The sequence below is a fragment of the Ruegeria sp. AG7 genome (assembly GCF_056541545.1).
In genome coordinates this window covers 162,431-185,688 of record NZ_JBQFYP010000008.1, presented here as the reverse complement: position 1 = coordinate 185,688, position 23,258 = coordinate 162,431, and the positions used below count along the sequence as shown (strand labels likewise).

Here is a 23,258-nt window from a genome sequence, read left to right as displayed (position 1 = left end):
CATGGACGCCCGTTCAATCATAGCCAAACTGCGCAGGCACGAAGTTCCAGGCCGCGACGAGCTGATCTGGTTCGCGCAAGGGTTGGCAGACGGCAGCGTCAGCGATGCGCAGGCCGGGGCGTTTGCCATGGCCGTCTGTATGGGCGGGCTGGGCCCTCAGGGGCGTGCGGACTTGACGATTGCGATGCGCGATAGCGGCGATGTTGTCAGTTGGGATGTGGACGGGCCGGTGATCGACAAGCACTCGACCGGTGGGGTCGGGGACTGTGTCAGCCTTGTGCTTGCTCCGGCGCTGGCGGAATGCGGTGCGTTTGTTCCGATGATCTCGGGCCGGGGTTTGGGGCACACGGGTGGAACGCTTGACAAGCTCGAGGCGATTCCGGGTGTCAGCACTCAGATCAGTCAGGACCGACTTGCGCAGATATTGCGCGAAACGGGCGCGGCTATCGTCGGCGCGACGGGCCAGATTGCACCGGCGGACAAGCGGCTTTATGCGGTTCGGGACGTGACGGCGACGGTTGAAAGTCTGGATCTGATCACAGCATCGATCCTGTCTAAAAAGCTGGCGGCCAGCCCGGATGCGTTGGTTCTTGACGTCAAGGTCGGCAGCGGTGCCTTTATGAAAACAATTGAGGATGCCCGTAAGCTGGCCACAGCATTGACCGAGACCGCAAACGCGGCCGGGTGCCGGACTTCGGCGGTGATCACCGACATGAACCAGCCTTTGGCATCGGCGCTGGGCAATGCACTGGAGGTCGCGGAAGTGATGAAGGTTCTGACCGGTCCGGATGCTTCGCCTCTGGTGGATATTTCTGCCGAGTTGGGCGGCGTCCTGTTGGCCGATGCAGGCATGTGCAAATCGGTCGAGGAGGGGCGCGAGCAGATCGCCGAGATCATCCGTGACGGTCGCGCCGCCGAACGGTTTGGTCGCATGTTGGCTGCGGTTGGTGGTCCTGTGAAATTTGTCGATACCTGGACCCGTTTCCTTCCTGAGGCGAGCGTTATTCAGGAGGTTCCTGCCTCCGAAGACGGTTACATCTCCTCCATCAACGGAGAGGCTCTGGGCCTTGCGGTCGTCGCGCTGGGTGGCGGCCGTCAGGTCGAAAGCGATGAGATCGATCCAGCAGTAGGAATATCCAACATCCTCAGGCTGGGGGATCGTGTGTCCAAAGGTTCACCGATTGCCGTGGTCCACGCTGCGCGGGAAGACGCCGCACGGCGCGCGGCGGAAACTGTGCTAAGCGCGATGACGATCAGCGATACAGCTCCCAAGCGTCCCGATCTGATCCACGAAAGGATCAGCGTATGAGCCGTGCATTCCTTGTGGTTATGGATTCCGTCGGAATAGGCGGGGCACCCGACGCAGATCAGTTTTTCAACGGTGATGTCCCGGATACCGGGGCAAACACGCTGGCCCATATCGCCCAAGCCTGCGCGGAAGGCCGTGCAGAAGAGGGGCGCACCGGCCCTTTGCACCTGCCCAATCTGGACGCGCTGGGTTTGGGCGCGGCTGTGCGGCTGGCGTCTGGAGAGGCCACTCCGGGCCTCGATGCCGAACCCGCTGGACTATGGGGCTGCGCGCGTGAGCATTCGCCCGGTAAGGACACGCCCTCAGGCCACTGGGAACTGGCGGGCCTGCCGGTGCCCTGGGATTGGCATTACTTTCCGAACACGGTTCCGGCTTTTCCAACGGAACTGAGCCGCGCGGCAGCCGAAGCTGCCGGGACCGAAGGCATTCTTGGCGACTGCCACGCGTCCGGAACAGCGATCATTGCCGAGCTGGGCGCCGAGCATATGCGCACCGGCTGGCCGATCTGCTACACATCCGCTGACAGTGTATTTCAGATCGCGGCTCATGAGGAAAGCTTTGGGCTGGAACGGTTGCTGGACATGTGCCGCGCGCTTGCACCGCGTTTGCATCAGATGAAAGTCGGGCGTGTCATTGCGCGCCCCTTTGTCGGAACGCCTGAGGCGGGGTTTGATCGGACGACCAATCGCAAGGATTTCGCCATTCTGCCCCCGGCACCGGTGCTGACCAATTGGGTGCAGGATGCAGGGCGGCGGGTTCATGCTGTAGGTAAGATCGGCGACATCTTCTCGATGCAAGGGATCAACACGCTGCGCAAAGGGTCGGATGCCCAGCTAATGCAGCACCTGTCTGACCTTGTGGACGAGGCGGAAGAGGGCAGTCTGGCCTTCGCCAACTTTGTCGAGTTCGACAGCCTGTACGGACATCGCCGGGACATCAGCGGATATGCGCGTGCGTTGGAATGGTTCGACCGCGAGATCGGAGAAGTCCTTAAGAAGCTTCACCCGGGCGACCTGTTGCTGTTGACTGCTGATCATGGCAATGACCCAAGCTGGACCGGAACAGATCACACCCGTGAACAGGTTCCGGTTCTGATTGCGGGGCAGGGTGCGGGACAGATCGGGCAAGTGGATTTTGCCGATATCGCGGCCAGCATTGCCCATCATCTGAATATTCCGGCGCAAGGGCCGGGAAGGAACTTTTTATGAGCGTTGCAGACCTGCCCAAAATTGAACTGCATCTTCACCACGAAGGTGCAGCGCCTCCGGCCTTCATCCGTCAGCTTGCGCATGAAAAACGTGTGGATCTGAGCGGTATCTTCAAACCGGACGGATCTTATGATTTTCGTGATTTCGCGCATTTCCTGAGCGTGTACGAAGCCGCTTGCGAAGTTCTGAAAACGCCCGAAGACTTCCGGCGGCTGACATTGGCCATTCTTGAGGAAAGCGCTGAAAATGGCGTGGTTTATTCCGAGACCTTCCTCAGCCCTGATTTTTGCGGCGGTGGCGACCTGCATGCGTGGCGGGATTATCTGAACGCCATTCAGGATGCGGCAGACGAGGCCGAGCGTAAATTCGGTATCACCTTGCGCGGTGTCGTTACATGTGTCCGCCATTTTGGCGCCGAACAAGCCAGGCGAAGTGCCCATTGTGCGGCCGAGACCGCCGGAAACTGGATCACCGGTTTCGGCATGGGCGGCAACGAATCCATTGGCACGCAGGGCGATTTCAAATGGTCTTTCGATTGTGCCCGCGAAGCCGGGCTGCGCCTGACCACGCATGCGGGTGAGTTTGGCGGTCCTGACAGTGTGCGCGACGCTGTGCGCGATCTGGGGGTTGAGCGTATCGGGCACGGCGTCCGCGCCATCGAAGACCTTGATCTTGTACGTGAACTGGTTGACCGGGATATCACGCTTGAAGTGTGTCCGGGTTCGAATGTGGTTCTGGGCCTTTTCCCAGATTTTGCTGCCCACCCCATCGCGAAACTGCGCGATGCGGGCGTAAAGGTTACGGTTTCCACCGACGATCCTCCGTTTTTTCACACGACCATGCGGCGGGAATATGAGATGTTGAACGCGGCTTTCGGTTGGGAGGCCGGGGATATTGCGACATTGAATGAGATGGCCCTGAATGCGGCCTTCTGCGATGAAGACACCCGCGCGCGGGTCAAGAAAAGACTGGAGAACACATGAGCGAACATCTGACCGTCGTCGATCACCCGCTGGTGCAACACAAGCTGACGCTCATGCGGGACAAGGGCACCTCGACCGCCGGGTTCCGGCAGTTGTTGCGCGAAATCACATTGCTGCTGGCCTACGAGGTCACGCGCGACATTCCCTTGACCACGCGCAATATCGAAACGCCGATGGAAGAGATGGACGCCCCCATTCTGGCAGGTAAGAAAATGGCGCTGGTGTCAATCCTGCGCGCCGGAAACGGGATGCTGGATGGGGTGCTTGAACTTGTGCCTTCAGCACGCGTCGGTTTCGTGGGGCTGTATCGCGACGAAGAAACGCTGAAACCCGTACAGTATTATTTCAAGGCCCCCGAAAGCCTGAAGGACCGTTTGGTCATTGCGGTGGATCCAATGCTGGCCACCGGCAACAGCTCGGCCGCGGCCATTGACCTACTGAAAGAGGCCGGGGCGACGGATATTCGCTTTCTGTGCCTGTTGGCGGCACCCGAAGGTGTCGCGCGGATGAAAGAAGCGCACCCTGACGTGCGTATCGTCACAGCAGCGCTGGACCGCGAGTTGAACTCGAAAGGCTACATCATGCCCGGTCTGGGGGATGCCGGTGACCGGATGTTCGGAACCAAGTAACCCGGTTTATTCGCCGCAAATATTCTGTAGCCGGACCCAGTCGCGGTCCGGCAGCACCTGTTCCAGCGCCCTTCCCGCCATTGGATCCGCTTCGATCAGGCCAAGAACGGTTTCGCCGGTCACATCACGGGCATAGGCGTAGGGGGTTGAGGGAAGCGCGCTTTGCGAGAACATCGCCAGCAAATCGTCATCAGAAATGGCCGGGCGGGGCTGTGACAGGACCTGCTCGGTATATTTGTCGATAATCTCGGACGTCAGTCCGCCGGTTGTCAGCAGTCTAAAGGCAGAGGTTGCGCCGGTTCTGTCCAGCAAGTCATCCAGCGGGTCTTTGTGCGCGGTCCGCGCCCGTTCAGCAATCACATAGCCCGCTGCGACCGCAGGGTCTTCGTAATCCTCTACCAAAGCACGGCTTAGCAGGACTGTGCCGCCAGGCAGGCTGAGGCTGTCCTGAACGCCTGCGGGCAGAATGATGATCTGCCGTACGCCGGTGCGCCGGGCCAATTGTTCCAGTGAATCCCGAGCATCCCGCGACGTACAGGCCCGGCCCGAGACGCGCTCGATCCGATGCAAGATCATATCGCCGATTTCTTGCCGTTTAACTTGGGGCACGACCGAGACAACATGGTTTTGCAGCGCACCGGGCAGCCAGAACAGCAACAGCGCCAGCACAGCGGCCACGACGCCTCCGACACTCAGCCAGCGCAAACGCCCCGGGTGGGGGCGGGACCGATCTATAGCGCGCTGCAATCGGTCGATCGCTTCAAGCATCGTGGTTTCGGATTCGGCCAGCTCAAGCGTTTCATCCGGATCACCGTCCGGGTTGAATATGGCCGGAAAGGAACCGGGGTTCTGGCGTTCAAGTGCTGCCAGCGACCAGTGGGTCAGTGCCCTGTCATTGAAATCGGAAATGGTCAGGGTGGCTTCGCCGATAGACACCACAACCTCGCGCCGCTGTTCATCGGGCGAGGGGCGCCACAGACCGGTGGCTTCGATCCGCTGGTACTGTTTCAGGGCCGTCATCTGGGTGGGTCTGCTCGAATTTGTTTTGCCGCAGCTTAGCATGGTGAAATCGCAGGGCGCAAACCTGTTGCGCAGTCATTGCGAATTGTGCTGGATACCCGAAAGGATCGAGACTGTCGGCCCACGATCACAATCAGGACACGACTTCATGCAGGCGCATTCCTCATCTTCTGCTGTGCTGGCTTCGGCCCTGATGGTCAGTGCCATGGCAATTATCGGCGTCATCGACAATGTTGTGATCCTTTTGGCCGAAACCGTCGGGCTGTGGCAGTTCCATCTGACCCGTGCACTGTTGATGCTGCCGCTGATAGTTGGCCTGTCGTTTCTGGGGCTGGGCGGGTTGAGGCCCGTGCGGTGGGGTCCCGTCATTTTGCGCAGCGTTCTGATTACCACGGCAATGCTGTTCTATTTTGCATCCCTTGCCATGATGCCTATTGCACAGGCGCTGGCAGGGTTGTTCACCTCACCGATTTTTGTGCTGTTGATCTCCGCTCTGGTGCTCAGGCAACCAATAGGGCCGTGGCGCATACTGGCAGTACTGATTGGATTTACTGGCATCCTTCTGGTGCTTCAGCCAAACCCCGGCGATTTTGACCTGCGCACGTTGGTGCCCGTGGCGGCCGGGTTTTTCTATGCCCTCAGTTCGATCCTCACACGTACACATTGTTCTCAGGAAAGCACTGTGGCCATGCTGGCCGTCATGGTCATTACGCTGGGTTTGGCCGGTGCGATGGGGCTCACGTTTCTGACAATCTCGCCGGTCGTTACGGCAGACGGTGCCGAGGGGTTTGTTACGCGTGGATGGGTCTGGGATATGGGGCCTGCCATACCGTGGCTGGTTACTCAGGCTATCGGTTCTACAATCGCGGTTTTCATGCTGATCAAGGCGTATCAGGTGGGCGAGCCGTCTTATGTGGCGGTGTTCGAGTATTCTGTCATGATTTTCGGCCCGCTTTTCGCTTTTGTGGCCTTTGGACAAACCATTGGCGTCTTTCAGATTTCGGGCATCCTTATGATTGCGTCAGCGGGTCTGTTGCTGGGGTGGCGCGCCAGCCGATCATCTGACCAGCAAAAAGTTGCCTGACGCGATTGGGTCGTATGTACGTCTAAGCCAGACCGTTTTGTTATTTCCGTATCCAGTGAAACGCCGTGGATTCGGAGGATCGACAAATGGCATTCGTTTCAGAAATGGCAAAAATGCTCGGTGAGCTTTCTGGAGTGTTCACGAAAACCCTCGGTAATTACGCGGAATTGGTCAAAAATGGGCGCAAATATGTCTGAAATGTGACGGGCAGAATTTTTGGTGTTAGCTCATTGGCATAACCGTTTTGTGCCAAAAGGGGGTAAGGCACGTGTCCGAAGTAACAAGTATTTCTGTTTATCTGGATCAGCTGCCAGAAGTTGATCGAACCAACAAAAAACAGGCGGTAAATGCGCGCCGTGGCGGGTTTTTGCACGGCACCAAGATCGCCACGACTGCAGGGTGGAAGCCGGTCGAACGGATCGCGGTAGGTGATCTGGTTCGAACCCTCGATCATGGGTTTAAAGAGGTTCGGCGCATCTCAATAAGCGTTGTGGTCATTCCGGCCGATGAGCGCCGGGTCGAGTTCCTGCCGATCCTCGTGCCTGCCCACGCCGCATATAACGGGCGAGCTGTCTGGTTGATGCCCGAACAGGGCATGGCGCTGAACCTGTCCCGGATCAACGCCAAGGCCGATGGACCTTCGGTGTTGCCCGCGCGTTTGCTGAACGGAGCCGGTCGCCTGACGTCACAGGCACCGGGGTCGTCTTTTGAAGTGTTTTCCTTGTTCTTTGATGATGATCAGGTGATCTTTGTCGAAGGCGGATTGCAGGCCTATTGCCCGTCCGGTCGCTTCAACATGCGCGGCGCAACTACGGGAACACGGTATGAAGTCGCGACCGAAGAGGTTGCCTCCGACCTGATCCATTCGCTTATAAGCAGAGGCGATATGTCGGCTCTTGCTAACCCATTGGGTGCGCTGCCTGCACCCATTCCCCAGGAACCGATATTTCCGATCCGCCCGCCATTTGGGGTCAGGCGACCGGGTCGACCGGGACGCCCAAGCGCGCCGGTTCTGTTCCTGCGGCCCGAATGGCAGATCTAACCAAACACTGACAAGAACGATGCGGGCGCATGATGACATGCGCCCGCGTCATTGGATTAAGCGGCTTTTGCTTCGGGGTTGAAGCGACCGTAGAAGCTCTGACCTTTTTCTGCCATCTCGCGCAGCAGCGGCGGGCAGGCAAAGCGTTCGCCGTATGTCTCGGCCAATTGATCACAACGCTCGGCCGCATAGGGCGTGCCGATGATGTCCAGCCAGCTGAATGGACCACCCGACCACGGGGCAAACCCCCAGCCCAGAATTGCACCGACATCGCCCTCGCGGATGTCTTCCAGAACACCTTCTTCCAGTGCGCGGACCGCTTCCAGAACCTGAGCAAACATCAGACGTTCCTGCACTTCGATCAGGTCAGGCTGGTCATCGGCAAGCGGATACTTCTCTTGCAGGCCCTTCCAGTATTCGACGCGCTTGCCCTTTTCGTCATAGTCGAAGAAACCCGCGTTCGCCTTGCGACCCAGACGGCCCTGTTCCTCCATCCAGAAGATCAAATCGTCCGAGGGGCTTTCCGGATAGGCATCGCCCATCGCCGCCTTTGTCGCGCGGGCGATCTTGGCACCCAGATCAATCGAGGTTTCGTCGGTCAACTGGATCGGACCGACCGGGAAACCCAACTGCCGCGCGGCGTTGTCGATCAAAATGGGGCTGACGCCTTCAGTGACCATGCGCGCGCCTTCGTTGATATATGGAATGATGCAGCGGTTTGCGTAGAAGAAACGCGCATCGTTGACCACGATCGGGGTCTTGCGGATCTGGCGCACATAGTCCAGCGCCTTGGCCACCGCACGATCCCCGGTTTCCTTGCCCTTGATAATCTCGACCAGGAACATCTTCTCGACCGGTGAGAAGAAGTGGATGCCGATGAACTGGTCTGCCCGCACCGAGGCTTTGGCCAGATCGCTGATCGGCAGGGTCGAGGTGTTCGATGCAAAGATGCAGTCCTCGGGGATAATCGCCTCGACCTTCTTGGTCATCTCAGCCTTGACGCCCATGTCTTCAAAGACGGCTTCGATAATCAGGTCACACCCTTTCAGGTTGTCCAGATCCGGCGTCGCGGTGATGCGACCCAGCATGGCCTCTTTTTTCTCAGCCGTGACCTTGCCGCGCTTCATGCCTTTGTCGAGATAGGTATCGGTATAGGCTTTGCCTTTGTCCGCAGCCTCCTGGTCGCGGTCGATCAGAACCACTTCCATACCGGCCTGCGCCGAAACCAGGGCGATACCAGCCCCCATCATGCCCGCGCCCAGAACACCGATCTTCTTGACCGACTGATCCGGGACACCGGCGGGGCGCACGGCGCCTTTTTCCAGCGCTTCCTTGTTCAGGAACAGCGACCGGATCATCGCACCTGACGAAGGGTTCATCAGCACGGACGTGAACCAGCGCGCTTCGATTTTCAGCGCGGTGTCGAAATCCACCAGAGCGCCTTCGTAAACCGCGCTCAGCAGAGCCTTGGCTGCCGGGAAAGCCCCTTGGGTCTTGCCGTTCACCATCGCCGACGCGCCAACGAAGTTCATGAAGCCTGCAGGATGATAGGGGGCGCCACCGGGCATCTTATAACCCTTCGCGTCCCATGGCTTGACCAGATCGGCGTCCTTGGCGTTCAGCACCCATTCCTTGGCTGCTGCCATTGGATCGGCTGCAATCTCGTCGATATAGCCTGCGCCCTTGGCTTTCTTGACGTCCAGCATCTTGCCTTCCAGCAACAGCGGAGCCGCGGCAATGGCGCCAACTTTGCGGACCATGCGGGTGGTGCCGCCCGCACCGGGGAAGATGCCGACCATGATCTCGGGCAGGCCGTACTTCGCTTTTGGGTTTTCAGCCGCAAAGATACGATGGGTGGACAGCGGCAGTTCCATACCGATGCCCGCAGCGGTCCCCGGCAGAACTGTAGCAATCGGCTTGCCACCTTTCTTGTTCTTGGGGTCCATGCCAGCCAGTTCGATCTTGCGCAACAGGGCGTGCATTTTCATCGTTCCCTCGAACAGACCCTTGGCCGGATTGTCGCCCGCCTGTTCTTTCATCACCGCCAGCAGGTTCAGATCCATGCCGCCCGCAAATGACCCTTCCTTGCCCGAAGTAACGATGATGCCTTTCACCTCATCGTCGGCCAGCGCCTGATCGATGCAATCGCTCAATTCTGCTAGCCCATCAAAGGACATCACGTTCATGGTCTTCCCGGGCACGTCCCAGGTGATCGTGGCGACGCCGTCTGCGTCTTTGCTCAGAGTGAAATCAGTCATTGTCATCTCCAATCTGGTCAGCCGTCAGCGGGCTGCCATCTTTGCGTGTGAAGGAGAATCCGTTCTCATCAACCTTCACCATCATGTCCATGTCGCTGTAATAGCCGGTCTCGGTCGGGGTCCGTGTGCCCACCACCAGAAAGGTCATGGGCGCATCGGTCTTGTTCACAAGATGATGGCCGTTGGCCTCACCTGCGGGCCAGGCAGCGCAATCGCCGGGCTGCATCTCGTTTTCGCCATCATCATCGACCAGCGTGCACGAGCCGGTGAGGATGATGGCAAACTCGTCCTGCTTCATGTGGTAATGGCGCAGCGAGGACAGGCCCTGCGGTTCCAGCCGCACGATGTTGACCCCGTATTGGGTCAGCCCGCCCGCATCGCCCACCCGCTGCGCGAAGCGACCTGCGGTCGCTTCGGCCAGCTTGCCGGGATAGGCCGAGCCGCCCTGAAACGGGATCTGAGAAAGATCCAGCTTGGGCATCAGACGCGCTCGATAATGGTTGCCGCACCCATGCCGGATGCAATGCAAAGCGTGGCCAGACCGGTTTCCTTGTCCTGACGCTCAAGCTCATCCAGCAGCGTACCGATGATCATCGCACCCGTGGCACCCAGCGGGTGACCCATCGCGATCGAGCCACCGTTGACGTTGACCAGTGCAGGATCGACATCAAATGCCTGCTGGAAACGCAGCACGACCGAGGCGAAGGCTTCGTTCACTTCAAACAGGTCCAGATCGCTGATCTTCATGCCATTGTCGGCCAAAATCTTCTCGGTCACCGGTACCGGGCCGGTCAGCATAATGGTTGGATCGGTGCCAATCTTGGCGGTGGCCTTGATGCGAGCACGCGGCTTGAGGCCGTATTTCTCGCCAAATTCCTTGTTGCCGATCAGAACAGCAGCGGCTCCGTCCACGATGCCCGAGCTGTTGCCTGCATGGTGGATGTGGTTTATGCGTTCAAGATGGGGGTATTTCAGCATCGCAACCTTGTCGAAGCCAGGCATCTGTTCGCCCATCATTGCGAATGACGGGTTCAAAGCGCCGAGGCTCTGCATATCGGTGCCCGGACGCATGTATTCATCGCGGTCCAGAATGGTCAGACCGTTTTGATCCTTGACGGTGATCACGGATTTCTCAAACCGGTTGTCGGCCCAGGCTTCCGCAGCACGTCTTTGCGATTCAACCGCCAGCGCATCCGCGTCATCACGGGTAAAGCCATACTCGGTGGCAATGATGTCGGCCGAGATGCCCTGAGGCACGAAATAGGTCTCCATCGCCAGCGAGGGGTCAACGGCGATTGCTGCACCGTCGCTGCCCATGGCCACGCGACCCATCATCTCGACACCGCCTGCAATGTAGGCATCGCCCGCGCCGCCTTTCACCTGGTTTGCGGCCAGGTTCACGGCTTCCATGCCCGAGGCGCAGAAACGGTTGATCGCCAGACCTGGGATCGACTGGTCGAGGTCGGACGCCAGAACGGCCGAGCGCGCCAGACAGCCGCCTTGCTCCATCACTTGCGTGACGTTTCCCCAGATCACGTCTTCGACAGCGTGACCTTCTAGGTTGTTGCGCTCTTTCACCGCGTTCAGGGTCAGGGCGGACAGGCGCACCGAGGTTACCTCGTGCAGGCTGCCATCCTTGCGGCCCTTGCCGCGCGGCGTGCGCAGGGCGTCATAGATATAGGCTTCGGTCATGGGTCTTCTCCTCAAGCTCGATCCGACGGGTTGCCGGGCATCAGGTCATAGGGGTGTTTCCAGCCGGGCTGTTCGGACAAGCGGGTCAGCCAGGCGTCGATATGGGGCCAGTCGGCACGGTCAAAACCGAATGGTTCAGGGTAATACAGATAGCCGCAGCAGCTAAGGTCGGCGTTGGTCACGTCGTCGCCGACGATCCAGTCGCGGCCTTCCAGATGCGCGTTCAGGATCTCATAAGCTGCTTTCAAACGTCCTTTATTGAATGCAATGACGTCAGGGTTGCGGTGCTGCTCGGGTAGGAAATTGATCAGGAACCGCGTCAAACCAGCCATTGAGCTGAGTTTGTGATTGTCCCACAAAACCCAACGCAGAATATCGTAGTTTTCTTCCCGGTCCTTGCCACCGAACTTGCCGGATTTCTCTGTGACATAGGCCTGAATCGCGCCGGATTGGCTGGTGCGAAAATCTCCATCGACAAGAACAGGTGCCTCACCCAACTCGTTTACATCAGCACGATATTCCGGCGTGCGGGTTACACCTTTGAAGAAATCGACAAAGACCGGTTCCCACTCCAATCCGGACATTTCCAGAGCCAAAGCAGCTTTGTAGCTGTTTCCACTTTCTCCGAAGCAATGAAGTTTGATGGTCATGTGCTCGCCCCTCCCAAGGCGCATTTGGCTAGGCCGGATTTGAGTATTTTTGAAAAGATGAAGGGCAGTAGGTAACCTTTCATCAACCATCTTCGTATTCAGTGGTCGTGCAGTACAGGCTGGAGAGCCGATGACCGCAAAAGGTGAAGTCGTTCCTGTCCTGATGGCGAGTGCGCCCGGTGGCAGGGACGCATCGCCGCTTCATCTTTTCACAAATACTCCCGCCGGAGGCGTCCGGCATTCAAATTAAAGGCGCCGTTGAGTTTTCTCCGCAGCAGTTCACCTCTTCCGTGCCTCAAGTTCGGAATTGAAGATGCGTAGGCGGTGGGTCAGGTTCTCCTCATCAATCACGCTGTTGAAATTCTCGAACAAGAAAGACAGCGCCTCGCCTTCGTCCAGACCAGCATCCCGCGCGAACGCTTTGAGTTTGCGATACCCATCTTCAGTCATCGCAACCGGAAAGCGGCGGGTCAGGCGAAAACGTTTTGGCATTTGGTCTCCTCCGGTAAGCTGGGTCCGGGCGGTGTTGCCCGGACCCAGACTGAGTTCAGAAGTTCGCCGCGTCTAGTGCCATTACCGTGTCCGCACCGGTCTGAATGCGCGCAAGATGCATCGCTGTCGCTGGCAGGCGGCGCGCCATGTAGAAGCGACCGGTGTTGATCTTGGTCTCGTAGAACTCTTTGTCCGACGCATTACTGTCCAGAGCGTTCTGCGCGGCCTTGGCCATCTGCGCCCACATCAGACCCAGGCAAACATGGCCGAACATGTGCATGAAGTCATAGGACCCGGACAGTGCATTATTCGGGTTCTTCATACCTTCCTGCATGAAATACATGCCTGCGGCCTGAAGATCCTTGGACGCAGCTTTCAGCGGTTCGATGAAGGCTTTATCGTAAGCTTCGTCCTTGCCGCCGTTTTCTTTGCAGAAGCTTTTGACCATCTCGAAGAAGGCCATGACGTGTTTGCCGCCATCCTGCGCCAGCTTGCGACCCACAAGGTCAAGCGCCTGAACGCCATTTGCGCCTTCGTAGATCATCGCGATGCGGGCGTCGCGGGTGTATTGTGACATACCCCATTCTTCGATGTAGCCATGGCCACCATAGACCTGCTGCGCCTGAACGGTCATGTCGTAACCTTCGTCGGTCAGGAAGCCTTTGATGACCGGAGTCAGCAACGAGATCAGCCCGTCTGCATCCTTGTCTCCCGCGCGGTGCGCCTTGTCGATCATTGTCGCGCCCCAAAGGATGAACGCGCGTGCGCCTTCGGTAAAGCTTTTCTGATCCATCAGGTTGCGACGGATATCTGGATGCACAATCAGAGGATCGGCCGGACCATCCGGATTTTTGATACCGGTCACATCGCGACCCTGCAAACGGTCTTTGGCGTATTCCAGAGCGTTCTGATAGGCCGCTTCGGCTTGCGACAGGCCCTGCATGCCCACACCCAGACGCGCTTCGTTCATCATGGTGAACATGGCGCGCATGCCCTTGTGCTCTTCGCCCAGCAGCCAGCCGGTGGCTTCGTCATAGTTCATGACGCAGGTCGAGTTGCCGTGGATGCCCATTTTCTCTTCGATCTTTCCGACCGATACGCCGTTGCGTTCGCCCAGGCTGCCGTCTTCGTTCACAATGAATTTGGGCACAATAAACAGCGACACGCCTTTGATGCCCTCGGGGCCACCTGGGATCTTGGCCAGCACCAGGTGGATGATGTTGTTTGCCATGTCGTGGTCGCCGGCCGAGATAAAGATCTTCTGGCCGGAAATCTTATAGCTGCCATCACCCTGCGGTTCTGCCTTGGTACGCATCAGGCCCAGATCGGTGCCACAATGAGGTTCGGTCAGGTTCATGGTGCCGGTCCATTCACAGCTGACCATGTTGGGCAGGTATTTGTTCTTCTGCTCGTCTGTCCCGTGCGCCAGAATGGCCGAGGCCGCGCCATGGGTCAGGCCCTGATACATGGTGAAAGCCTGGTTGGAGCCCGAGAACATCTCACCCACGGCCGTACCGATCACGTAGGGCATGTTCTGGCCACCATATTCTTCCGGCATGTCGAGGCCAGTCCAGCCACCTTCCTTCATCTGCTCGAACGCGTCTTTGAACCCGGTAGGTGTGTACACAATGCCGTTTTCCAACCGGCACCCTTCGGTGTCACCAACAACGTTCAAAGGATGCAGGACGTTGGCGGCAACCTTGCCTGCTTCTTCCAGAACTGCGCCGGTGAATTCGGCCTCCAGTTCATCATAGCCGGGGATGTCCGACTGCGAGACTTTCAGAACATCGTGCAGAATGAACTGCATGTCTTTGGTTGGCGCGTTGTAAACGGGCATGTGAAGCTCCCTTAATTCATATGTCCGGAAAGCAGGGCGAGGTTACTCGGCCGCCTTCTTTTCCTGTTTCATTGAGGCGATGACTTTCTCGCCCCAGCGCAACTGCTCTTTCAGATCGTCGATGGCCTGCGTCAGCTCTTCGCGGCGCGATTCCATGTCAGCCAGACGTTCGCACGCGATTTCATAAGTGCGATTCATCTGGGTGACCTGTTGATCGCCCACATGGTAGAGATCCAGCAGCTGTCGAATTTCCTCGAGGCTGAACCCGAATCTTTTGCCGCGCAGGATCAGCTTCAGCCGCGCCCGGTCACGTTTGGTGAACAGACGTTTTTGGCCTTCGCGGATCGGGAACAGTAGTTCCTTTGCCTCGTAGAACCGCAAGGTGCGTGGTGTGACATCATAGGTCTCGCACATCTCGCGAATGGTCATCACATCTTCGGTCATTCGTCATACTCTCGTCACTGGCGTCATGAGACATGAGTTGCGCAGTTGGTGGGCGCTTTACAACATGTGAGTGACGTTTACGTAATCCAGACGCTGCGTCACTTTTAAGTTGACGTAACATCCGTGCACGTAAGCAGCTTCCGGTGTAATTTTGTTACCGTTACGTCAACTAATTTCCGGCATGAATAAACGGGTGCCTTGAAGGGAATGCGCACCGGTTTTGACAGGTTCTGCCACCTGCAATGCTTTGTTATGAAATATCGGAAAAGGTTATTCCAGCGACTTGGCCGTTTGGTCGCGCAGGCTTTTGAGTTCGTCCATTGCCTCATCCAGCTGCTGTCGCTGCTGCTGAAGCTCACTCATCTGGCGGTCCGCCATTTCGACAAAGGTGGCCATCTGGGCCTCGTTTCCCTGATCTTCATAGATCAGTAGCCATTGGCGAATCTCTTCTAGAGGAAAACCAAACTTTCGGCCGCGCATGATCAGTTTCATCCGCGCGCATTCCCGGGCCCCATAAAAGCGCGAACGCCCTTCGCGGTCCGGTTGCAAAAGCTCGATATATTCGTAGTAGCGCAAGGTGCGCGGTGTCACTTCAAACTCGGCGCACATTTCTTTGAATGACAAACGGTTGTTGGACATTCCCGGTCTCCTCGTCAGCAACCTAGGCGGTCCCGATCCCAAGCGCAACAGGTAGGCTTGCTCTTTACCGGAACACCGGCTCATAAAGGCGGTGCAGAGAACAGGACGCATACCCATGGTCGGTAAGACAGTTTTAGCCCGCCAGTTTATCGAGGCGATCCCCCATGCGCGGGCATTGAACCTTACGCTCACGCAGATCGGCGAAGGTGAGGCAGAGATAACCTTGCCCTACAACGAAGACCTGATCGGGGATCCGCGCACAGGGGTGATTCATGGGGGGGCGATATCCACGATCCTGGACACCTGTTGTGGTGCTGCGGTGATGAGCCACCCGTCGGCCCCCGGAGGAACCGCAACAATCGATCTGCGGATAGACTATATGCGCGCGGCGACGCCAGGTCAGACGATTACTGCGCATGCCGTCTGTCACCATATCACGCGAAACGTTGCCTTCGTGCGGGCCACCGCAATGGACAACGACACGGATCTGCCTGTGGCGACTGCCTCGGGCTCTTTTACGGTTGAAGGGAAGTAATATGCCAAGACCTCGTCCCGAGCCGATGCAGGTGGTCAAGCAGCGCCGCGATGCAGCCCTACGCGCGCTTGTTGACGGCGTACCGTATATACGTTTTCTGAACATCAGTTTCGACAGGCGCGGGGATGAGCTGACCGGCGTTTTGAATTTCGATGACAAGCTGATCGGCAATCCGTTTCTGCCTGCAATTCATGGCGGCGTAACCGCTGCCTTTTTGGAGGTGACAGCCGTTATCACGCTGAGCTGGGAACACATATTCCCAAGTATAGAAAACGGTGAGATCGATGCAGATGCCATCGTGTCAGACGAAAGCATCCGGTTTCCGAAGACGATCGACTTTACCGTCGACTATCTGCGTTCCGGCTTGCCGCGAGACGCCTATGCGAGGGCGTTTATCAGCCGGTCCGGGCGGCGTTACGCCTCGGTACGGGTTGAAGCCTGGCAGGACAATCATGCGAAACTGTTTGCGCAGGCCTCCGGGCATTTCTTGATGCCGCAACCTGCCAGAGACAAGAGCTGACCATGCAGGACGCCTCGGCGCCCATCACGCATGGACGGGTGCTGAAGATCGCGGTGCCGATTGTCCTGTCGAACGCCACGGTCCCGATTCTGGGGGCAGTGGATACCGGCGTTGTCGGTCAGTTAGGGCAGGCTGCGCCTATCGGGGCGGTCGGGATCGGCGCAGTTATCCTGTCAACGATCTACTGGATCTTCGGCTTCTTGCGGATGGGAACCACCGGGATGGCGGCGCAGGCACGCGGGGCAGGCGACGCTGTTGAAACCCGCGCTTTGCTGATGCGTGGTCTGATTCTTGGCGGCGCGGCCGGGTTGTTCTTTATCCTCACCCAAGTGGCTGTGTTCGCGGGTGCGTTCGCTTTATCTCCGGCAAGTCCCGAGGTCGAAACGCTGGCCCACGCCTATCTTGAGATTCGAATTTGGGGCGCGCCTGCCACTATCGCGCTTTATGCGGTTACCGGATGGTTGATTGCGGTTGAACGCACGCGCGGGGTTTTTGTTCTTCAGGTCTGGATGAACGGATTGAACATCGTTCTGGATCTATGGTTCGTGCTTGGTCTCGGCTGGGGTGTCGAAGGGGTTGCCATAGCCACTTTGATTGCGGAATGGACAGGTCTGGCGCTGGGCCTTTGGCTGTGTCGGGATGGGTTCGAAGACGGAACCTGGCGTGACTGGGCCCGCATATTTGATGCCGTTCGGCTGCACCGGATGTTGCAGGTCAACGGCGATATCATGATCCGGTCGGTTTTGCTAACCGGATCCTTCACGACCTTTCTTTTCGTCGGTTCCGATCTGGGTGATGTCAATCTGGCGGCCAATCAGGTCTTGCTTCAGTTTCTAGAAATCACAGCTTTTGCGCTGGACGGGTTTGCCTTTTCCGCCGAGGCGCTAGTCGGAAGCGCGGTGGGTGCCAGAGACAGGTATCAGGTGCGCCGCGCGTCCGTCATGACTTCGCAATGGGGTGTTGGCGGTGCCCTGTTACTGGGTGTGGTTTTCTTTGTCGCCGGACCGGCGTTGATCGACCTCATGTCAACATCGCCGCAGGTGCGCGAGGCCGGGCGCGAGTTTCTTATCTGGGCCGCGTTGGCACCCGTTATAGGCGTGGCAAGCTGGATGTTTGACGGCATCTACATAGGTGCTACATGGACCCGCGCCATGCGTAGCGCGATGTTCCAATCGGTCGCTATCTATCTGGTTGCGCTGTTCATTCTGGTGCCAAGTTTCGGAAACCACGGCCTGTGGGCCGCGTTGATGGTGCTTAATATAGCACGTGGCGTGACTTTGGGATGGCGCTATCCCAAGCTCGAGGCGCAGGTGGCCTAGAGCAGCGCAAGAAGGTTTTCCGGCGGACGCCCTATGGCGGCCTTATCCCCCGCAATTGCAAGCGGACGCTCAATCAGGATCGGGTTTTCAGCCATGGCCCGGATCAGGGCGTCGTCTGGCGAAGCCTTTGTCAGCCCCAGTTCCTTGAACCGAGATTCTCCGGTACGAATCATCTCAACGGGCGAAAGCCCCAAGGCGGATTGTGCCGCTCGCAGCTCATCGATTGATGGTGCATCCTCAAGATATTTGCGCACCGTGACCCGTGCGCCATTCTTTTCCAGTAATGCAAGACCCGCGCGGGATTTTGAACAGCGCGGGTTGTGCCAATATTCGATCATAGCCAGTCCTCTCGTTTGCTGCCGACGGCTTGGGCTACATTCTCAAAGCCGTCGCGGGCCAGTAGTTCATCCAGCCCGTTCGCAATGTCCGCCGCCAGAGAAATGCCGCCATACACCATCGCCGTATAGAACTGCACAGCAGATGCCCCGGCGCAGATCTTGGCATAGGCCTGTTCCGCATTGCTGATGCCACCGACGCCGATCAGGGGAATGTCACCCCCGGTCAACTGGCTGAGCCGCGCCAGAACACGTGTTGATTTCTCGAACAGCGGTGCGCCGGACAGCCCGCCGGTTTCACCTTTGTGCGAACTGCGCAGCCCGTCGCGTGACAGGGTGGTGTTGGTGGCGATCACGGCATCCACACGGGTCTCGCGCGCAACCTCGGCAATGTTCTGCAACTCGGCATCGGTCAGGTCCGGCGCGATTTTCAGGAAGATGGGCAGCGGGCGAGGCAGCGCATCCCGGGTTTCAATCACACTGTTCAAAAGTGCGCTCAGCGCTGCTTTGCCCTGCAAATCCCGCAGCTTTTCCGTATTCGGGGATGACACGTTGACCGTGGCAAAATCCAGATGCGCGGCACAATGCGCCAGCACCTTGACGAAATCACCTGCGCGATCCTCGCTGTCCTTGTTGGCGCCCAGATTCAGGCCGATCACCCCATTCTTGGGGCGATCAGCAAGCCGTTTTGCCATCACCTCCATGCCTTCGTTGTTGAAGCCAAAACGGTTGATCGCCGCTTTGTCCTCGGTCAGGCGAAACAGGCGGGGTTTGGGGTTTCCCGGTTGGGGGCGCGGTGTGACGGCGCCGACTTCGATGAAGCCGAATCCTGCGCGTGACAGCGGCGTCAGAACCTCACCGTTCTTGTCGAAGCCCGCGGCCAATCCTACCGGGTTAGGCAGGTCCAAACCTGCAAGGCTGGTTTTCAGGCGCGGCGTTGCCACCGGCCCCGGCGCAGGCGCAAGCCCCGCCTTCAAAGCCCTGATCGACATTCCGTGGGCGGTCTCGGGGTCCATGCAATGCAGGGCCGCAAGCCCGAACTTCTCGGTCAGTTTCATCCAAACGCTTTCCCGCTTTTGCTTGATCCGCACCGGATCAGGCGCGAGGTTTCTACCGCAGCCTGCCGATGGACCACCGCTGCCCGGTACACCGGGTCAGTCACCATTTCCAGAAACGCATATGCAGTCGGATAGCGTGCGATAAAGACGGCATCCCATACCTCATCAGCCGGTCCGATCAGAGTCGTTTCAAATACACCCCGCCACAGGATGCTTGCCCCGATACGGCCAATGATTGCGGCGGTTTCAGTCCCGTATTTCTGATAGGCCTGCGCCCCGGTCAGCCCTGCGCCGGCCAATTCATGCGAACTGGGATACTGCGCCTCGGCGCGGAACTTCACTAGATTGAGCATCTCGATCGGCCGGTCGCGGTCCAGGGCCTTGAACGCCTCGAACTGGGCGCGATCCGGATCGACATAGGATGTCATGCCATGTCCTCGGGAAACCGATGTGCCGTACCGACAAAAGGCAGCGGACGCGCCCAGACAACATCGCTTAACCTGATCTGACGATACAGATGCGGAAACAGGGCGTTTCCTCGCGACACTTCCCATTTCAGGTCATCGCCCATGGCGTCGGCATCACATGCCAACAGTGTAAGCCCTTCAACGCCGGCAAAATGCTTGGCGGCGGTTTCAGCCGCTTGTTCAGCGGTGGAAAAGTGAACAAACCCGTCTGACACGTCAATGGGTGCTCCGTCTGTGGCGCCCAGACTTTGCAGTTCAGCCCATTCGTCGGTTCGGAAAATCTTGTAGATCAGCATGATGACCTGATGCCCCGCACGGCGCTTGGAATCAAGCTGGATTTCTCCTTTGACTCTCAGTCGACATAAGCGCACGATCCCCGGCAATAATAATAGGGAGTTCCAAGATGTTGACCCGATTTTTAACTTCGGTTGCGGTGGTGGGCCTGACTGCGGGCGTCGCGGCAGCCGACTACAAGCTGACAATTCTGCACACCAACGATTTCCATTCGCGCTTTGAGCCGATCAACAAATACGACAGCGGATGCGGTGCGGAAGACAATGCGGAAGGTAAGTGCTTTGGCGGCTCGGCGCGCCTTGTTACGGCAGTTGCCGATGCGCGCGAGCGCGCAGAAAACTCGATTCTGGTGGATGGAGGTGACCAGTTCCAGGGGTCCCTTTTCTATACCTACTACAAGGGCAAGGTCGCGGCCGAGTTCATGAACAAGCTGGGCTATAACGCCATGACCGTTGGCAACCACGAGTTTGATGACGGCCCCGAAGTGTTGCGGGGGTTCATCGACTCGGTCGACTTCCCGGTCCTGATGTCCAACGCTGATATTCGCGACGAAGAGCTTTTGACGGACAGGATCAAGAAATCGACTGTTATCGAGGTGGGCGGCGAAAAGATCGGCCTGATCGGTCTGACCCCAATCGACACGGATGAGCTTGCCTCGCCCGGCCCCAACGTCACGTTCTCGGACCCGGTGCCAGCCGTGCAGGCCGAAGTCGATAAACTGACGGGTGAGGGCGTTAACAAGATCATCGTTCTCAGCCACTCCGGCTATGGCGTCGATCAGCGCGTCGCGCAAGAAACGACCGGCGTTGATGTGATCGTCGGCGGACATTCAAATACGTATCTTTCGAATGTGTCGGATAAGGCGGCAGGTCCGTACCCAACGGTGGTAAACGGCGTACAGATCGTTCAGGCCTATGCCTATGGCAAGTTTCTGGGCGAGTTGAACGTCACTTTCGATGACGACGGCAAAGTGGTCGAGGCAGTTGGCGAGCCTTTGATCATGGACAACGCAGTAACCGAGGATCAGGCCGCGCTGGACAGGATTGCGGAACTGGCGGTGCCTTTGGATGAAATCCGTAACAAGGTCGTTGCAAGCGCTGCGGAAGCTGTTGAAGGGGATCGCTCTATTTGCCGTGTGCAGGAATGCCAGATGGGCAACCTGGTCGCCGATGCGATGCTGGCGCGCGTGGCGGATCAGGGCGTTCAGATCGCCATTGCCAACTCGGGTGGGTTGCGGGCGTCCATCGACCCTGGCGATGTAACCATGGGCGAAGTTCTGGCTGTACTACCTTTCCAGAACACATTGTCGACCTTCGAAATCAGCGGACAGGGTGTCATTGACGCGCTGGAGAATGGCGTTAGTCAGGTGGAAGAAGTGAAAGGTCGTTTCCCGCAGGTCGCTGGTCTTAGCTTTACCTGGGACCCAAGCGTTGCACCGAACGAAGGACGCGTCAGCGAGGTGATGGTTGCCGACGGTGACGGTTTTATACCGATCGACCCGAACAAGACTTACCTTGTCGTCACCAACAACTTTGTTCGCAACGGCGGTGACGGGTACAAGATGTTCGAAGGCGACGACAAGAACGCCTATGACTTCGGCCCGGACCTTGCGGATGTAACCGCAGAATACCTGGCGGAAAATGCGCCCTATCAGCCCTATGTCGACGGGCGTATCAAGCAGAAATAACTGGGTTTACGACAAAGAAAAAAGCCGCATCCTCGTGATGCGGCTTTTTGGGGAACCGATCAGCTGAAATCGTATTCCGGCCAGAGTTCGGGGTCGATCCCGTCGAGCATCGGCTTGATATGCTCGACAACCCCGCGCCAACCTCCGATAGACTTGGTCGAGATCTTGCTGCGCACCTGATCAATGCTGGCCGTGCGCACCTGTTTCGTGTTCTTTTCAGGGTGCATCATCGTTTCGTTCCACTCCAAATCGCAGAACGCGGCGACCTGCTGGCTGTAAGTTTTCGGGTCTGCCACCAGTTCTTCGTAAGGCACCGTCAGAATACGATTGCCGAACACGGCATCCCAATGTGCCATGTAGCGACGATACATATTTGCCGAATGGGCGATGGCCTGCATATTCGAGGCATAGCGCATTCCACCGGCAGGAAAACACCTGATCCATTTGGACAATCCAACATCACGCGGATCGCGCAGCATATTAATAATCTTTGCCTTTGGGAAGGCAGACAGCAGGAAGCCGATACGTTGATAATTGTGCGGCATCTTGTCGACAAAGGCGACAGAGTCGCCTGGAATTGGCGGCATCAATTCGAGGAATTCCCGCGCGAGTTCAGACGCTTTGGCAACGTCGTACTTCATGCCTTTTTTCTCATATTCACGCGACAGGTCGGCCCCCAAAGTCAGTTCACCGCAACCGGATATTCCGGGGGCTGAACTCAACATCATTTCCATCAATGTCGTGCCCGAGCGGGGCTGACCCAGTACAAAGATTGGTGTTGGCCCCTCGGCAAAGCCGGACTCTGGTGCATCTGAATCGACGGGGAACAAGCTGGTGATCCGGAACAGTTTTTCCTCTTCATCGGCCGAGACATAAGGGTTGCCTTGGTGCTGAATATCATTGGCCCGCGCGTAATACGGCATGGCGGCATTCAAACCGTCTAACTTTGAAATCAAATGCGCCTTGGCGAACTGGAGTTCCAGCTTATCATCTCCCTTTTCGGAGATGGCTTTATTTACGGCTTCCAGCAGCTCCGGAGCTTCCTCTGTAGTTGCCATTGCCGATAATTGCAGCAAAGCCGACACATGCTCGGGTTCGTTTTGAAGAATGCGCCTCAGTATTGCTTTGGACTCGTTCTTTTCGCCGGTTTGGTGAAGGTCTACAGATTTTATAAGGGCAATTTTTGTGTTCTCGGGGTCCAGCTCGTAGGCGCGGGCGACATCCCGCGAGTTTTCATCGTCAAAGCCGATATTGGCGTAAGCTCTGGCACGTTTAGCAAGAAGGTCCACATTGTCTGGATCGCTCTCCAGCTTCCTGCTCGCATGTTCGATCATCATGCGCCAGTTGGTGCCTTTGAGGTGAATTTCATCCAGCACGCGGTTCAATTCCTGGTTGTTGGGGAATTGCTCCAGCTTTTGTTCGGTATATTCCAGGGCCTTGGGAATTTGCCCGGTCTGCATCAATGCATTCGCCAGGTTTTCGACAAACTGCAGGTCGTCCGGTTTCATCCGCGAGGCTTCAACAAAATGCGGAATTGATTTCTTGTATTGCTTCATCTCGGTCAAGACAAAGCCGGCGATGGCATGATAATCTGAGTCTTTTGGGAATTTCTTGACACCCAACTGGGCCTTTTTCAAAGCTTGCGGCAGCTTGCCTGCTTCCAGAAGGGCCAGTGCTTTGCTCTTAAGGGATTGCGTTGTCTGGTTTTCCATGTGACCCCGTGAAATCCTGTGCCTGTATCAAGAATGTATCGGTG

General features: G+C 57.6%; 24 protein-coding genes. 10 read left to right on the top strand and 14 right to left on the bottom strand.

Features of this window, described 5'->3' with window-relative positions:
• The first annotated feature begins 1 nt into the window (after position 1).
• The 4 genes from ACR0BF_RS13010 to upp are packed head-to-tail and all read left to right on the top strand — an operon-like array spanning position 2 to position 4,129.
• Positions 2–1,309, top strand: coding sequence for a thymidine phosphorylase (locus ACR0BF_RS13010; protein WP_480603050.1), 1,308 nt, complete (start codon positions 2–4; stop codon positions 1,307–1,309).
• Complete coding sequence (locus ACR0BF_RS13005) at positions 1,306–2,517, top strand: phosphopentomutase (protein ID WP_480603052.1); 1,212 nt, start codon at positions 1,306–1,308, stop codon at positions 2,515–2,517. Before ACR0BF_RS13010 ends, ACR0BF_RS13005 begins: the two co-directional genes overlap by 4 nt.
• Complete coding sequence (locus tag ACR0BF_RS13000) at positions 2,514–3,500, top strand: adenosine deaminase (RefSeq protein WP_480625055.1); 987 nt, start codon at positions 2,514–2,516, stop codon at positions 3,498–3,500. The genes ACR0BF_RS13005 and ACR0BF_RS13000 overlap by 4 nt, the downstream gene beginning before the upstream one ends.
• Positions 3,497–4,129: a uracil phosphoribosyltransferase gene (gene upp / locus ACR0BF_RS12995; protein ID WP_480473547.1), complete on the top strand. Its 633-nt coding sequence runs from the start codon at positions 3,497–3,499 to the stop codon at positions 4,127–4,129. The genes ACR0BF_RS13000 and upp overlap by 4 nt, the downstream gene beginning before the upstream one ends.
• A gap of 6 nt (positions 4,130–4,135) precedes the next feature.
• Here upp and ACR0BF_RS12990 read toward each other — a convergent pair whose 3' ends face one another.
• On the bottom strand, positions 4,136–5,149 hold the full coding sequence (locus tag ACR0BF_RS12990; RefSeq protein ID WP_480517691.1) for a hypothetical protein: 1,014 nt from the start codon (positions 5,147–5,149) through the stop codon (positions 4,136–4,138).
• A 148-nt stretch (positions 5,150–5,297) separates the two neighbouring features.
• Between ACR0BF_RS12990 and ACR0BF_RS12985 the strand changes: the two genes are divergently transcribed.
• A complete protein-coding gene (locus ACR0BF_RS12985) occupies positions 5,298–6,233 on the top strand; it encodes a DMT family transporter (RefSeq protein WP_480473545.1) in 936 nt (311 codons plus the stop codon).
• A gap of 268 nt (positions 6,234–6,501) precedes the next feature.
• Positions 6,502–7,275, top strand: coding sequence for a Hint domain-containing protein (locus ACR0BF_RS12980; protein ID WP_480517689.1), 774 nt, complete (start codon positions 6,502–6,504; stop codon positions 7,273–7,275).
• Positions 7,276–7,331: 56 nt separating this feature from the next.
• Here ACR0BF_RS12980 and ACR0BF_RS12975 read toward each other — a convergent pair whose 3' ends face one another.
• From ACR0BF_RS12975 to ACR0BF_RS12940, 8 genes are all read right to left on the bottom strand, one after another.
• A complete protein-coding gene (locus tag ACR0BF_RS12975; RefSeq protein WP_480625054.1) occupies positions 7,332–9,533 on the bottom strand; it encodes a 3-hydroxyacyl-CoA dehydrogenase NAD-binding domain-containing protein in 2,202 nt (733 codons plus the stop codon).
• Positions 9,526–10,014 (bottom strand): cupin domain-containing protein, encoded by a 489-nt coding sequence (locus ACR0BF_RS12970; protein WP_480603064.1) that lies wholly within the window; start codon positions 10,012–10,014, stop codon positions 9,526–9,528. The genes ACR0BF_RS12975 and ACR0BF_RS12970 overlap by 8 nt, the downstream gene beginning before the upstream one ends.
• Positions 10,014–11,225, bottom strand: a complete 1,212-nt coding sequence (locus ACR0BF_RS12965) for an acetyl-CoA C-acetyltransferase (protein ID WP_480603066.1) — start codon at positions 11,223–11,225, stop codon at positions 10,014–10,016. Before ACR0BF_RS12965 ends, ACR0BF_RS12970 begins: the two co-directional genes overlap by 1 nt.
• An 11-nt stretch (positions 11,226–11,236) precedes the next feature.
• A complete protein-coding gene (locus ACR0BF_RS12960; RefSeq protein ID WP_480625053.1) occupies positions 11,237–11,875 on the bottom strand; it encodes a glutathione S-transferase family protein in 639 nt (212 codons plus the stop codon).
• A gap of 279 nt (positions 11,876–12,154) precedes the next feature.
• A complete protein-coding gene (locus tag ACR0BF_RS12955) occupies positions 12,155–12,367 on the bottom strand; it encodes a hypothetical protein (RefSeq protein WP_209503252.1) in 213 nt (70 codons plus the stop codon).
• Between the two features lie 55 nt (positions 12,368–12,422).
• Positions 12,423–14,204, bottom strand: coding sequence for an acyl-CoA dehydrogenase C-terminal domain-containing protein (locus ACR0BF_RS12950; RefSeq protein ID WP_480625052.1), 1,782 nt, complete (start codon positions 14,202–14,204; stop codon positions 12,423–12,425).
• Positions 14,205–14,246: 42 nt separating this feature from the next.
• The gene (locus ACR0BF_RS12945) at positions 14,247–14,648 is read right to left on the bottom strand and encodes a MerR family transcriptional regulator (RefSeq protein WP_209503256.1); all 402 of its coding nucleotides are present in this window, start codon (positions 14,646–14,648) and stop codon (positions 14,247–14,249) included.
• Positions 14,649–14,918: 270 nt separating this feature from the next.
• Positions 14,919–15,287, bottom strand: a complete 369-nt coding sequence (locus ACR0BF_RS12940; RefSeq protein ID WP_480603070.1) for a MerR family transcriptional regulator — start codon at positions 15,285–15,287, stop codon at positions 14,919–14,921.
• A gap of 115 nt (positions 15,288–15,402) precedes the next feature.
• Here ACR0BF_RS12940 and ACR0BF_RS12935 point away from each other — a divergent pair, with 115 nt between their 5' ends.
• The 3 genes from ACR0BF_RS12935 to ACR0BF_RS12925 are packed head-to-tail and all read left to right on the top strand — an operon-like array spanning position 15,403 to position 17,661.
• Positions 15,403–15,822, top strand: coding sequence for a PaaI family thioesterase (locus ACR0BF_RS12935; protein ID WP_480603072.1), 420 nt, complete (start codon positions 15,403–15,405; stop codon positions 15,820–15,822).
• 1 nt (position 15,823) lies between these two features.
• Positions 15,824–16,342, top strand: coding sequence for a PaaI family thioesterase (locus ACR0BF_RS12930; protein ID WP_480473536.1), 519 nt, complete (start codon positions 15,824–15,826; stop codon positions 16,340–16,342).
• A 2-nt stretch (positions 16,343–16,344) separates the two neighbouring features.
• Entirely contained in the window at positions 16,345–17,661 is a 1,317-nt protein-coding gene (locus tag ACR0BF_RS12925) for an MATE family efflux transporter (RefSeq protein ID WP_480625051.1), read from the top strand.
• Here ACR0BF_RS12925 and arsC read toward each other — a convergent pair.
• From arsC to ACR0BF_RS12905, 4 genes are read right to left on the bottom strand one after another with little or no spacing between them, the layout of a single operon-like run.
• A complete protein-coding gene (gene arsC / locus ACR0BF_RS12920; RefSeq protein ID WP_480603076.1) occupies positions 17,658–17,999 on the bottom strand; it encodes an arsenate reductase (glutaredoxin) in 342 nt (113 codons plus the stop codon). The genes ACR0BF_RS12925 and arsC overlap by 4 nt on opposite strands.
• The gene (locus ACR0BF_RS12915) at positions 17,996–19,054 is read right to left on the bottom strand and encodes a quinone-dependent dihydroorotate dehydrogenase (protein ID WP_480603078.1); all 1,059 of its coding nucleotides are present in this window, start codon (positions 19,052–19,054) and stop codon (positions 17,996–17,998) included. The genes arsC and ACR0BF_RS12915 overlap by 4 nt, the downstream gene beginning before the upstream one ends.
• Positions 19,051–19,482 (bottom strand): DUF1330 domain-containing protein, encoded by a 432-nt coding sequence (locus tag ACR0BF_RS12910; RefSeq protein WP_480603080.1) that lies wholly within the window; start codon positions 19,480–19,482, stop codon positions 19,051–19,053. Before ACR0BF_RS12910 ends, ACR0BF_RS12915 begins: the two co-directional genes overlap by 4 nt.
• Positions 19,479–19,817 (bottom strand): DUF952 domain-containing protein, encoded by a 339-nt coding sequence (locus ACR0BF_RS12905; protein ID WP_480473530.1) that lies wholly within the window; start codon positions 19,815–19,817, stop codon positions 19,479–19,481. Before ACR0BF_RS12905 ends, ACR0BF_RS12910 begins: the two co-directional genes overlap by 4 nt.
• Before the next feature lie 107 nt (positions 19,818–19,924).
• On the opposite strand from ACR0BF_RS12905, the gene ACR0BF_RS12900 reads away from it, so the two are divergent.
• Positions 19,925–21,502 (top strand): bifunctional metallophosphatase/5'-nucleotidase, encoded by a 1,578-nt coding sequence (locus ACR0BF_RS12900; RefSeq protein ID WP_480517669.1) that lies wholly within the window; start codon positions 19,925–19,927, stop codon positions 21,500–21,502.
• Between the two features lie 59 nt (positions 21,503–21,561).
• On the opposite strand, the gene ACR0BF_RS12895 is transcribed toward ACR0BF_RS12900, so the two are convergent.
• Positions 21,562–23,214, bottom strand: a complete 1,653-nt coding sequence (locus ACR0BF_RS12895) for a tetratricopeptide repeat-containing sulfotransferase family protein (protein WP_480603082.1) — start codon at positions 23,212–23,214, stop codon at positions 21,562–21,564.
• Positions 23,215–23,258 lie beyond the last annotated feature (44 nt).